Raw genomic sequence first — 12,326 nt, forward strand, 5'->3', positions numbered from 1 at the left:
GAGAGCACGGACGCGACGGCGATGGGCACGAGTGCGCGCACCACGACGTCACCGAGGGCGTCGACGTCGGCGCCGGTGCGGGCGAGCAGATCGCCGCGCCCGAGGCCCAGGGCAGCGGCCGGATCGCCGTCCGCGAGTCGCCGATAGAGATTCGCCCGGGCCGACGTCGTGCCGCGCAGAGCGGTCTCGTGTGTCGCGAGACGTTCGAAGTAGCGGAACAACCCGCGGGAGATGCCCAGTGCCCGCACCGCGACGACCGCGACGGTCAGGTCGAGGACGGGGGGCATCTCCCACGCGCGCACGATCAGCCACGCCGACAGGCCGGCGAGCAGCAGCGCGCTGCCGAGGGTCGCGACACCGGCGAGGACGGCGAGCAGCACCCGGCGCGGTTCGAGTTCGAGCAGGGCCATCGCGCGGCGCAGGTCCTTCATCGGGCTTCCTCCGCGCCCCTCATCGGGCCACCTCCGTGGTCGGTGCCGCGTGGACGGTGACGACCTCGTCCGCGATGGCGAGCAGGGTGGGGCGGTGCGCGACCACCACCACTGTTCGCCCGGTCGCGGCGAGACCGCGCAGTGTGTGGAGCACGGTGGCCTCGGTGTCCTCGTCGAGGTGGGCGGTCGGTTCGTCGAGCAGCAGCACCGGACGTGGGGAGGCGAGGGTGCGGGTGAGCGCCAGTCGCTGACGTTGGCCGAGCGACAGACCTGTGCCGCCCGCCCCGACGACGGTCTCCCAGCCGTCCGGGAGTTCGGCGAGCACGCTGTCGAAACCGGTGGCCGCACAGACGTCGTCGAGATCGGTGGTGTCCGGGTCGACGCCCGTGAGCCGAAGGTTGCCGGCGAGGCTGCCCGGCAGCAGCACCGGTCGTTGCGGGAGCCATGCCACCTGCGACCACCAGCCCTCGTCGCCCACGACGGGCCGGCCGTCGACGGTCACGGCCCCTTCGCTCGGCTGGGCGAGACCGAGCAGCGCCAGCAGTGCCGTGGACTTGCCCGCCCCGTTGGCACCGGTGAGCGCGGTGATCTTCCCGGGACGGCAGACCGCGTCGAGTCGGTGCGGGGCGTTCCCGCCGCGTCCGGGGACGCTCATGCCGTCGAAGACGATCTCGCACATCTCCGCTCGGCCGGTGCCGATCGTTCTCGCGGACCCGCTTCGCGGGTGCACCTCACCCGGCGCCGAGTCGAGCACGGCGAACGCCTTGTCGGCCGCGGCCATCCCGTCCTCGGCGGCGTGGAACTTGTTGCCGACGGTCCGCAGCGGGAGGTAGGCCTCGGGCGCGAGGATCAACGCGATGATGCCGGCTTCGAGCGGCATCGCTCCGTAGACCAATCGCATACCGATACTCACGGCGACCAGCGCGACCGACAGCGTGGCAAGGAATTCCAGCACCGTTCCGGACAGGAACGCCACGCGCAAGGCCGACATCGTGGTCGCGCGGTGCTCGTCGCCGAGTTCGCGCACGCGATCGGCGGGCCCCTTCTCGCGTCCGAGTGCGCGCAGTGTCGGGAGTCCCGCGAGCAGGTCGAGCAGTTGCGACGAGAGGGTGGTCATCGCGCGCAAGGTGCGGTCGGCCTTGCCCTTGGTGAGCAGGCCGATGAGGATCATGAAGATCGGGATCAGGGGGAGAGTGACCACGACGATGATCGCCGAGGTGAGGTCGTGCAGGGCGATCACGACGATCGTCACCGGCGTGAGGATCACCGCCAGCACCAGGGCCGGCAGATAGCCGGTGAGATAGTCCTTCAGTCCGTCGAGACCGCGGGTGAGGACCACCGCGATCTCGTCGCGTCGCGGATCGAGTGCTCGCGGAGGCAGATTCGCTGCGGCGTCGAGGACGTCGTGCTCGAGTCCGGCGACCACGCGGGTCGCGGAACGGTGCGCGTACCGCGACTGCAACCACGTCACCGCGACCCGCACGACGATCGCCGCGGAGAGGATCATCAGTTCGGTCGTCCAGTCGAGGATCGACCGGGCGTCGGTGGTGATGACACCTGCGAGCACCCGGCCGATCATGAGCGCGGTGACGACGACCATCACGACATCGACCACCGAGGTGGCCACCGTCAGGACGAGATATCCGCGAGCCGCGGCCGAGTAGCGCCACAACCGCGGGTCCACCGGTCCCCGCCGGCGCGCGGAGGCGTCGGCGGGGACGGAGGAGTGCGTCGTCGTCACTTCGAGCCGATCTTCAATCCGATCGAGTGCGGGATGTGGTCGGTCGACAGACGCCGGCGGAACACCCAGTACGTCCAGCCCTGGTAGGCCAGGACGACCGGAGTCATGAACGCTGCGGCCCACGTCATGACCTTCAGTGTGTACGGGCTCGACGAGGCGTTCTCGATCGTGAGCGACCACGCCGGGTCGAGAGTCGAGGGCATCACGTTCGGGAACAGCGACGCGAACAGCAGAACCACGGTCGCGGCGATCGCCACGGTGGTGAACACGAACGCCCAGCCCTCACGCTCGGCGACGGTCAGCGCGACCACCGCGAGCAGCGAGACCGCCGCGACGGCGACGAGGGCGATCGTCCAGCCCTTGCCGTAGGCGAGCTGTGTCCACACCACGAACGTGCCGGCCACGAGGACTGCGGGCACGGCCAGCTTCCGCGACAACGCCACGGCGTCGGTCCGGACCTCGCCTTCGGTCTTGAGCGCGATGAAGACCGCACCGTGCAGGGCGAAGACGAGCGCCGTCGTCGCCCCGCCGAGCAGAGCGTACGGATTCAGCAGGTCGAAGAAGCCGCCGATGTACTGCTTGTCGGCGTCGATCGCCACGCCGCGCACGATGTTCGCGAACGCCACGCCCCACAGCACTGCGGGGACCCACGAGCCGAAGATGATCCCCCAGTCGCAGCGGCGACGCCAGGCCGGGTCGTCGATCTTGCCGCGCCATTCGATGGCGCATACCCGCACGATCAGGGCGAGCAGGATCAGCAGCAGCGGGAGATAGAAACCGGAGAAGAGGGTCGCGTACCACTCCGGGAACGCCGCGAACAGCGCACCGCCCGCGGTGATGAGCCAGACCTCGTTGCCGTCCCAGACCGGACCGATCGTGTTGAGCAGCACCCGGCGCCTGGTGTCGGCCTCGACGGTCCTGCCGCGTCCGAGCACCGGGAAGTGCATGCCGACACCGAAGTCGAACCCCTCGAGGACGAAATAGCCGGTGAACAGCACTGCGATGAGGATGAACCAGATTTCCTGAAGTCCCATGTCCGCCCACTCCTAGTACGCGAAGGACAGCTGTGTCGGCTGCGTGTCGTCTGTGTCGTCGCCGGAACCCGGCGGCTGGGCGTCGTGTTCCTGCGGACCCTCCATCGCGTACTTGCGGATGAGCCAGAACCATACGACTCCGAGTGCCGCGTAGACGAGGGTGAAGGCGATCAGCGAGGTGAGCACCGTGCCGGCGGTGTGATCGGAGACGCCCTGGTCGACGGTGAGCCGGATCATGTCCACGCCCGTCGGGTTGGGGTGCACCACCCAGGGCTGCCGGCCCATCTCGGTGAAGATCCAGCCCGCGCTGTTCGCCAGGAAGGGGGTGGGGATCGCGATCAGCGACAGCCACGAGAACCATTTCTGATCGGGTACCCGGCCTCGGCGGGTGACCCACAGCCCGGCCAGGGCCAGGGCCGCGGAGCCGGCGGCCAGGCCGATCATCGCGCGGAACGACCAGTAGGTGACGAACAGGTTGGGCTTGTAGTTACCGGGGCCGAACTGCTCCTCGTACTGCGCCTGCAGATCCTCGACGCCCTGCAGCGTCACGCCCGAGAATTCACCCTGGGCGAGGTAGGAGAGGACGATCGGCACGTCGAGGACGTGGACGACGCCGTCGCAGTCGTTGTGTGTGCCGACGGTGAGGATCGAGAAGTTGGGGTCGGTCTCGGTATGGCACAGCGATTCGGCCGAGGCCATCTTCATCGGCTGCTGCTCGAACATGAGCTTGGCCTGGACGTCGCCGGTGACGAACAGCCCGATGCCGGAGATGATCATCACCATCAGCCCGAGGCGGGTCGCGGGGCGGAACAGTCCGCGGGCGTCGTCCTCGAGCTTCTGTGCCTCTTCGGGTTCCGAGGCGCGGATCGCGGCGGCGCGTCGCATGTTGCGGACCATCCACCAGCCGCCGATGCCTGCGACAAAGGTTGCGGCGGTGAGGAATCCGCCGGCGACCGCGTGGGGGAAAGCCGCGAGCGCGGTGTTGTTGGTGAGCAGTTCCCAGATGCTCGTCAGCTCGGCGCGTCCGGTCTCGGGGTTGTAGACCGCCCCGACCGGGTGCTGCATGAACGAGTTCGCCGCGATGATGAAGTAGGCGGAGGCGTTCACGCCGATCGCGACGAGCCAGATGGTCGCGAGGTGTACGAGTTTCGGCAGCCGTGTCCAGCCGAAGATCCACAGGCCGAGGAAGGTCGACTCCATGAAGAAGGCGACGAGGCCTTCGAGGGCGAGGGGTGCGCCGAAGACGTCGCCGACGAAGCGGGAGTACTCGCTCCAGTTCATGCCGAACTGGAATTCCTGCACGATGCCGGTCGCGACACCGAGCGCGAAGTTGATCAGGAACATCTTCCCGAAGAACTTCGTGAGGCGGTACCAGTGGTCCTTGCCGGTGACCACCCACATCGTCTGCATGATCGCGACGAGCGGCGCGAGGCCGATCGTCAACGGCACGAGGATGAAGTGATACACCGTCGTGATCCCGAACTGCCACCGGGACAGATCCAAGACGTCCATTGCCACTCCGAGGTGAGGCCCGGGTCGGTACGGGAATCCGAGCGTGGGCCGACGCTGCGGTTCTCGTTCGCACAATCATGCCGGTAGCACTTCTCCCGGCCTTGTTACTACCGAATGTAGTAGCGATTGCGGACAGTGGAACACGTTCGTGTCGCCCGACACATCGGACACACGTCACATCGGAGGTGGAACAGCGCAGCGGACACCCGCCACCGCTCACCCGGCGGCGTCGACCGCCTCGTTCACCCGGCGGCGTCGACCACCTCGTTCACTTGGCGGCGTCGACCGCCTTGCTCACGAGACCCTCGATTTCGCCCTCCTGGACACGTGACACCAGCGCGTGCCCGTTGAGCGTGTGCACACGCACCGCGAGAGCCACGCTCGAGATGAGCCAGACCCCGTCGGCGACGACGAGATCCGCCGGGCGCAACGGCTCGTACCGGACCGCGAAATCCTGTTCACCCGCCAGATCGAACAGCGCCTGCTGCGTGGTACCGGGGAGGATCCCCTGCTCCGGCGGCGGTGTGACCAGCGTCCGTCCGCGCGCGACGAGCACGGTCGAACGCGGACCTTCGAGCACAGAACCCTCGGCGCTGACGAAGATCACGTCGTCCGCACCGACCGCCTCGGCGTGGCGCAGCGCCGCCATGTTCGTCGCGTACGACAACGTCTTGGCGCCGAGCAGTTGCCACGGCGCCTTCTGCGCGAGGTCTGTCGAGTAGCCCCGCTCCAGGGTCACCACCGACACACCGTCGCGCCGGACCGTGGCGACACGTTCGGCCACCGGCGTCACGAGCAGGAAGGCCGTCGGGGTGTCGCCGCCCTCGCGGCCACGCGTGTAGACCAGCCGCAGGACACCCTCCCGCTCCGCGCCCCACTGTTCGAGGGCCACATCGACGGCCAGTCGCCAGTCGTCGCGATCGGGTTCGGGCAGCTGCACGGAGGCCGCGGACGCCACGAGGCGGGCAAGGTGCAGTTCGAGCGCACACGCCCGACCGCCTCGCACGAGCAACGTCTCGAACACCCCGTCGCCACGAAGAACACCGAAATCGTCGGCGTGCAGAAGGGGTGCGTCCGCATCCCTCACCTCGCCGTCCAGCGTCACCAGCACCCGCTCAGCCATGGGGCTCAGCCTAGCCACTGGCAGACCTGTCGGCCGGTTCCCCATAGACTGGTGTCGTGACCGAGTCTCCGATCGTGTCCGAAAGCGCCCTTCTCGCACTTCCCGGCGCAGTCGCCTCGCCCTCCGGTGGGCCCGATGCCGGACTTCCCTGGCATTACGGCGACCCGCTCGGCGAACAACGTGCCGCGTCCACTGCAGCCGCGGTGGTCGATCGTTCCACCCGCTTCGTCGTCGCCGTCCCCGGCGATGAACGCCTGAGCTGGCTGCACACCATCACCAGCCAGCACATCGCCTCGCTCCCCGCGGGTTCCTCCGCCGAGAACCTCAGCCTCGATGCGAACGGCCGCGTCGAACACCATTTCGTGCAGACCGACCTCGACGGCGTGACGTGGATCGACACCGAAGCCGATCGCGGACCCGATCTGCTCGCCTTCCTGAAGAAGATGGTGTTCTGGGCGAAGGCCGAACCCCGCGACGGCAACGAACTCGCGATGCTGAGCCTGCTCGGGCCGGAGTCCGGAAGCCCGGCCGTGCTGTCCGCACTGGGCATCGGCTCGTTGCCGACCGAGCCCTACGCGGCCGTCGCTCTGCCCTCCGGCGGGTTCGTGCGCCGGATGCCGTGGCCCACCGAGCACTCCTTCGACCTTCTGGTGCCGCGCGAGTCGCTCACCGCGACCTTCACCGCGCTGCGGGACGCAGGCGCACGCCCCGCCGGCAGCTGGGCCTTCGAGGCTCTGCGCGTCGAAGCGGTCCGTCCCCGCATCGGTGTCGACACCGACGAGCGCACCATCCCGCACGAGGCCCGCTGGATCGGCGGCCCCGACCAGTACGGCGCCGTCCACCTCGACAAGGGGTGCTACCGCGGCCAGGAGACCGTCGCGCGCGTCCACAATCTCGGTAAGCCCCCGCGACACCTCGTCCTGATCCATCTCGACGGCTCGGCCGACGGACGACCGGAGACGGGCGACGACATCACGGCGGGAGGCCGCACGGTCGGGCGGATCGGCACGATCGTCGACCACCACGAACTCGGGCCGATCGCGCTCGCGCTCGTCAAGCGCACCATCACGCCCGACACGGCGCTCGTCGCGGGGCCGTGCGCGGCATCCATCGACCCCGACTCCATCCCGCCCGACGACGGCATCCAGGCAGGAAGGGCGGCGGTCGACCGATTGCGCGGCCGGTGACCGCCGATACAGCCGGCATGCGGCCGGCCACCTCGGGGACCGTCGTAGCGGCCTGCATCGTGCACACGCTGCACGAAACCGGACTGCGACGCAATCCCGTCACCGCGATCGACAAGCGTCCCGTGGACGGGCCGGTGCACGTCGGCGAACTCGGCCTGGCCGGCGACCGCCAGTGCGACACCGCCAACCACGGCGGTCGTTTCAAAGCCGTCTACGCCTTCTCGCAAGCCGAGTCGCGGCGCTGGGGCACCGAACTCGACCGCGAACTGCCCATCGGCTGGTTCGGCGAGAATCTGCACGTCGCCGGGTTCTCCCCCACCGACGCCGTCATCGGTGAGCGGTGGCGTGTCGGTGAGGGCGGTCTGCTCCTCGAGGTGACCGGGCCGCGCACGCCCTGCCGCACCTTCGCGATCCGCTCGCACGAGGGCGACTGGGTCACGCGGTTCACCGCCCGGGGCGACTGCGGCGCGTACCTGAAGGTGATCGTCGAGGGACCGGTGAGTGCGGGCGATCGGATCGTCGTCGAGCACGTCCCCTCCCACGGAGCGACGGTGCGCGATCTGTTCACCGGGCAGGGCCACGAGCGGGTCGCCGCGATGCTCGAGCAGCAGTCCGGCCTCGCTCCGAGCGTCGTCGCCAAGGCCCGGCGCCTCGCGGGACGACCACAGAAGGGTTCCGCGGGGCGGTCACGGAAGGGAGAGGCCCGTTGAGCATCGAACTGGTCGAGGTGGTGCGTTCGGGTTTCCGGGAATGCGTCCACCGCGGGTCGCTGATCGTCCTGGACCCGGACGGCGAAGTGCTCGTCTCGGTGGGCGAGGTACACACGCCGATCTATCCGCGGTCGTCGAACAAACCCCTGCAGGCGGTCGCGCTGCTGCGCGCCGGCTTCGTTCCCCGCGATTCGGCGGAACTCGCGATCGCCACGGCCTCGCACGAAGGTGAGGCCGACCACGTGGAGGCCGTCGACCGGCTCCTGACCGGCGCGGGCTTCACCGAGAAGAATCTCCGCTGCCCGACGGACCTGCCCGGCAACGAACTCGCCCGCGCCGAGGTACTCGCCGCCGGAGGCACACCGCGGTCGATCTACATGAACTGCTCGGGCAAGCACGCGGCCATGCTCGCGGCGTGCACGGCGAACGGCTGGGACACCGACGGCTACACCGACAGCGGTCACCCGCTGCAGCAGTGGGTGACCGAGACGATCCTCGAGCTGACCGGCGACATCGAGGACACCGACCTCGGGATCGACGGCTGCGGACTGCCGATCGTGCCCGTCCCGCTGTTCAATCTGGCCCGCGCCTACTCGCGGCTGGCGACGGCGGGGGCCGGCACACCCGAACGCGCCGTGGCCGACGCGGTGCGCGAGCATCCGTTCCTCATCTCAGGAACCGGCAAGGACGACCTGAAGCTCATGCGTGCGGTGCGCGGCCTGCTGTGCAAGGCGGGCGCCGACGGAATCCACGCCGGTGCACTGCCGGACGGCACATCCTTCGCTTTCAAGATCGACGACGGGCACGAGCGGGCACGCCTCCCGCTCACCGCGGCCCTGCTCCACCGCCTCGGTTCGGGAACCGCCGCAGACTCCGCGACCTTCGACTCCGAACGGCTGGCCATGCTCTCGTCCGCGCCGGTGTTCGGCGGCGGCGTGCGAGTCGGCACCGTCCGGGCCGTCCCGGGGGTGTTCTGAAGGGCATCTTTATCACATTTCACCAGCATTCATGCAGGTCGGGTCGTTATGAGGCGTAACGGACACCGGCCCAGCCGGGTGTGTGGAGGCGCAACCGAACTTTCCACGCTAAAGTGGGCGTCAGGAAAATACTCAACACACCGGGGCCGCCACTTTTCCCCAGGCCGCCCCGTCAAAGCGCGAGGGGGTTGGCCATGGGCCGCGGCCGGGCTAAGGCAAAGCAGACCAAGGTTGCACGGCAACTCAAGTACAGCTCGCCGTCCACCGACTTCGAGAGCCTCCAGCGAGAGCTGTCTGGCGGAGCAACCAACTCGCAGCGGGACGAAGTCTTCGCCGAGCAACGTTCCGGATGGGACGACGACTACGACGACGACTGGCGTCGCTGACCTGAATCACTCTCCGACGGAGGGGGAGGCCGATCTTTCGGCTCCCCCTCCGTCGGTGTGGTCGGCATTCGACGCGAGGCCGGGCGGCGCTCGTTTCCGTCCTCAGCCTTCGAGTCTGTGACTTCCGAGTTCACGACACGGCAGTAACCGAAAGGCCGGTCTCCCAGTTTTCCTGGGGGAACCGGCCTTTCGTCGTGTTCGCGCCGGGCGACGCGTGCGCCTGTCAGAAGCGCGGATGATCTCCGAGCAGCACCGCGCGCTCGTCGGCGCCGTCCTGCGCCTTGCGGACCGTGCCCAGCGTCCAGCAGTCGATGTGCCGGGCGGTGAGCACCGCCAGAGCGCGATCGACGTCCTCGGGGGCCACGATGGCCACCATGCCGACGCCCATGTTGAAGGTCTTCTCCATCTCGGCCCGCTCGACCCGTCCGCGCTGCGCGATGAGGCCGAAGACCGGAGCGGGGCTCCAGGTGGTGCGGTCGAGTTCGGCCACGAGCCCCTTGGGCATCACACGCGCGAGGTTCGCGGCGAGACCGCCACCGGTGACGTGGCAGAAGGTGCGCACCTCGGTCTCGGCGGCGAGCGCGAGGCAGTCCTTGGCGTAGATGCGGGTGGGCTCGAGCAGTTCCTCACCGAGGGTGCGACCGAACTCGTCGACGTGCGCCGTCAGGCTCATCTTGCCGATGTCGAGCAGGACCTTGCGGGCGAGCGAGTAACCGTTCGAATGCAGACCCGAAGCGCCCATCGCGATCACGACGTCGCCGGGGCGCACACGGTCGGGTCCGAGGAGCTTCTCGGCCTCGACGACACCCACGCCGGTCGCGGACAGGTCGTAGTCGTCGGCGGCCATCACGCCCGGGTGCTCGGCGGTCTCGCCACCGAGCAGCGCGCATCCGGCCTGGACGCATCCCTCGGCGATACCCGCGACGATCTCCGCGACGCGCTCGGGCACGACGCGACCGACCGCGATGTAGTCCTGCAGGAAGAGCGGCTCGGCACCGCAGACCACGAGGTCGTCGACGACCATCGCGACGAGGTCGAGCCCGACCGTGTCGTGCTTGTCGAGCGCCTGCGCCACCGCAAGCTTGGTGCCGACGCCGTCGGTGGACGCCGCGAGCAGCGGCTCCTTGTATCCGCCCTTGAGGGCGAACAGACCGGCGAACCCACCCAGGCCGCCCATGACCTCCGGGCGGGTGGCCTTCTTCGCGTGCGGGGCGAACAGTTCGACGGCTCGGTCACCGGCCTCGATGTCCACGCCCGCCGCGGCGTAGGAAGCTCCGGGGGTTGCGTCCTCGGTCATGAGTTGTCGGCTCCAGCCTCGAGTTGTGTCTTGTCGTGAAAAATCTGGCTACGCGCGGGCCGGGTACCTGCGTCCGGGCATGCGAAACGCACGCCGAACCGGGCCGACCGCGGCACTTACGGTACCCGACCAGCTTCTACGGCCGACTGAGAACGTCCGCGTTGTCGTTGTCCAACACCGTCGGGGTGACCGAATCGGTGTCGACGACGCCGAAGGCGTCCTTGCCCGCCCGGTGTTCGGTGGGAAGCGCGATCGGGTAGTGACCGTCGAAACATGCAGCGCACAAACGGGATGCGGGCTGCTCGGTGGCACCGATCATGCCGTCGATCGAGATGTAGCCGAGCGAATCGGACCCGATCGACCGGCGCACCATCTCGACCATCTCGTCGTAGTCGTGCCCCTCCTCGACGCTGTCGCGGGTGCCTGCGCCGTTGGCGATCAGCTCGGCCGGCGACGCGAAGTCGATGCCGTAGAAACACGGCCACTTGACCGGCGGCGACGCGATGCGCACGTGGATCTCGAGGGCGCCGGCCTCGCGCAGCATCCGGATCAGGGCGCGCTGCGTGTTGCCGCGCACGATCGAGTCGTCGACCACGACGAGCCGCTTACCGCGGATCACTTCGCGCAGCGGGTTGAGCTTGAGCCGGATACCGAGCTGCCGAATGGTCTGGCTGGGCTGGATGAAGGTGCGTCCCACGTAGGCGTTCTTCATCAGGCCCTGCCCGTACGGGAGTCCCGAACCCTGCGCGTACCCGACGGCGGCCGGGGTGCCCGACTCGGGCACCGGGATGACCAGATCGGCGTCGATCGGATGTTCTTTCGCGAGCCGGCGTCCGATCTCCACGCGGGTCGCGTGCACGGAGCGACCGGCGATGGTCGAGTCGGGGCGCGCGAGGTAGACGTACTCGAAGACACAGCCCTTGGGCTCGGGGTTGGCGAAGCGCGACGAGCGCACACCGTTCGCGTCGATCGCGAGCAGCTCGCCGGGTTCGATGTCGCGGACGAAGGACGCGCCGACGATGTCGAGGGCGGCGGTCTCGCTGGCCACGACCCAGCCGCGGTCGAGCCGTCCGAGGCACAGCGGGCGGATGCCCCACGGGTCGCGGGCCGCGTAGAGGGTGTGCTCGTCCATGAAGGTCAGGCAGAACGCGCCGCGCAGCTGCGGGAGCAGCTCCATCGCGGCCTCTTCGATCGTGCTGTTCTTCGCGCCGTGCGCGAGCAGCGCACCGACGGTGTCGGAGTCCGAATTCGCCGCGCCGGGCCGCGTGGGATCGAGCACACCGAGGCGGCGTCCGCGTTCGGCGAGTTCGGCGGTGTTGACGAGGTTGCCGTTGTGGCCGAGCGCGACGCCCGAGCCGGAGGCGGTGGTGCGGAAGATCGGCTGCGCGTTCTCCCAGGTCGTGGACCCGGTGGTGGAGTAGCGGCAGTGACCGATGGCGATGTGCCCGGTCATCGCGGCGAGCGTCTGCTCGTCGAAGACCTGGCTGACGAGTCCGAGATCCTTGAACACGAGCACCTGCGAACCGTCGGCCACGGCGATGCCCGCGGCTTCCTGTCCGCGGTGCTGCAGCGCATAGAGACCGTAATAAGTGAGCTTGGACACGTCCTCGCCGGGAGCCCACACTCCGAACACTCCGCACTCTTCGCGGGGTTCGTTCTCGGGTTCGGTGGAGGCGAGAAGATTACGTGTGTGGACCGACAGATCGGCACTGGTCACGGACGTGCTCCCTGAGGCTGGACAAGCGGGGCTCCCCCCATTCTACGGCCCGCGGGAGGTGCTTCTTCCCACACACCCGGTGTGCACCCCGCCGGACGTCAGAGTCGGGCGATCGGGAGCAGCCGGCCGATCTCCGCGGCGCGCCCACCCGATGCCTCCACCGCCCCCGAGGTCACGGCCGCGTCGAAATCGATGCTGCCGACCACCAGGC

General features: G+C 68.9%; 10 protein-coding genes and 1 pseudogene. 4 read left to right on the top strand and 7 right to left on the bottom strand.

Annotated elements, in window-relative coordinates:
* From R1101_RS26085 to R1101_RS0107620, 5 genes and pseudogenes are all read right to left on the bottom strand, one after another.
* A pseudogene (locus R1101_RS26085) lies at nucleotides 1-431 on the bottom strand (ABC transporter ATP-binding protein); the annotation flags it as partial.
* A 19-nt stretch (nucleotides 432-450) separates the two neighbouring features.
* Nucleotides 451-2,172: a thiol reductant ABC exporter subunit CydD gene (gene cydD, locus R1101_RS26090; protein WP_016932853.1), complete on the bottom strand. Its 1,722-nt coding sequence runs from the start codon at nucleotides 2,170-2,172 to the stop codon at nucleotides 451-453.
* Entirely contained in the window at nucleotides 2,169-3,206 is a 1,038-nt protein-coding gene (cydB, locus tag R1101_RS0107610; protein ID WP_016932854.1) for a cytochrome d ubiquinol oxidase subunit II, read from the bottom strand. Before cydB ends, cydD begins: the two co-directional genes overlap by 4 nt.
* Before the next feature lie 12 nt (nucleotides 3,207-3,218).
* Nucleotides 3,219-4,718 carry a cytochrome ubiquinol oxidase subunit I gene (locus R1101_RS0107615; RefSeq protein ID WP_016932855.1) on the bottom strand — a complete coding sequence of 500 codons (1,500 nt, stop codon included), beginning with the start codon at nucleotides 4,716-4,718 and terminating at the stop codon, nucleotides 3,219-3,221.
* Nucleotides 4,719-4,986: 268 nt separating this feature from the next.
* Nucleotides 4,987-5,841, bottom strand: a complete 855-nt coding sequence (locus R1101_RS0107620) for an aminodeoxychorismate lyase (protein ID WP_016932856.1) — start codon at nucleotides 5,839-5,841, stop codon at nucleotides 4,987-4,989.
* 56 nt (nucleotides 5,842-5,897) lie between these two features.
* Between R1101_RS0107620 and ygfZ the strand changes: the two genes are divergently transcribed.
* The 4 genes from ygfZ (at nucleotide 5,898) to R1101_RS0107640 (ending at nucleotide 9,101) form a co-directional block, all read left to right on the top strand.
* A complete protein-coding gene (gene ygfZ, locus R1101_RS0107625; RefSeq protein ID WP_016932857.1) occupies nucleotides 5,898-7,028 on the top strand; it encodes a CAF17-like 4Fe-4S cluster assembly/insertion protein YgfZ in 1,131 nt (376 codons plus the stop codon).
* A 17-nt stretch (nucleotides 7,029-7,045) separates the two neighbouring features.
* On the top strand, nucleotides 7,046-7,738 hold the full coding sequence (locus tag R1101_RS0107630; protein ID WP_051017498.1) for an MOSC domain-containing protein: 693 nt from the start codon (nucleotides 7,046-7,048) through the stop codon (nucleotides 7,736-7,738).
* Nucleotides 7,735-8,715: an asparaginase gene (locus R1101_RS0107635; protein WP_016932859.1), complete on the top strand. Its 981-nt coding sequence runs from the start codon at nucleotides 7,735-7,737 to the stop codon at nucleotides 8,713-8,715. Before R1101_RS0107630 ends, R1101_RS0107635 begins: the two co-directional genes overlap by 4 nt.
* A 194-nt stretch (nucleotides 8,716-8,909) precedes the next feature.
* On the top strand, nucleotides 8,910-9,101 hold the full coding sequence (locus R1101_RS0107640) for a DUF3073 domain-containing protein (protein WP_006551813.1): 192 nt from the start codon (nucleotides 8,910-8,912) through the stop codon (nucleotides 9,099-9,101).
* A 223-nt stretch (nucleotides 9,102-9,324) separates the two neighbouring features.
* Here R1101_RS0107640 and purM read toward each other — a convergent pair whose 3' ends face one another.
* Together purM and purF are read right to left on the bottom strand one after the other, a co-directional pair.
* Entirely contained in the window at nucleotides 9,325-10,398 is a 1,074-nt protein-coding gene (purM, locus tag R1101_RS0107645) for a phosphoribosylformylglycinamidine cyclo-ligase (RefSeq protein ID WP_016932860.1), read from the bottom strand.
* Nucleotides 10,399-10,534: 136 nt separating this feature from the next.
* Nucleotides 10,535-12,115: an amidophosphoribosyltransferase gene (purF, locus tag R1101_RS0107650; RefSeq protein WP_016932861.1), complete on the bottom strand. Its 1,581-nt coding sequence runs from the start codon at nucleotides 12,113-12,115 to the stop codon at nucleotides 10,535-10,537.
* Between the last annotated feature and the right edge of the window lie 211 nt (nucleotides 12,116-12,326).

This window comes from Rhodococcus sp. R1101, from assembly GCF_000278445.1.
GTDB classification, from domain to species: domain Bacteria; phylum Actinomycetota; class Actinomycetes; order Mycobacteriales; family Mycobacteriaceae; genus Rhodococcus; species Rhodococcus gordoniae.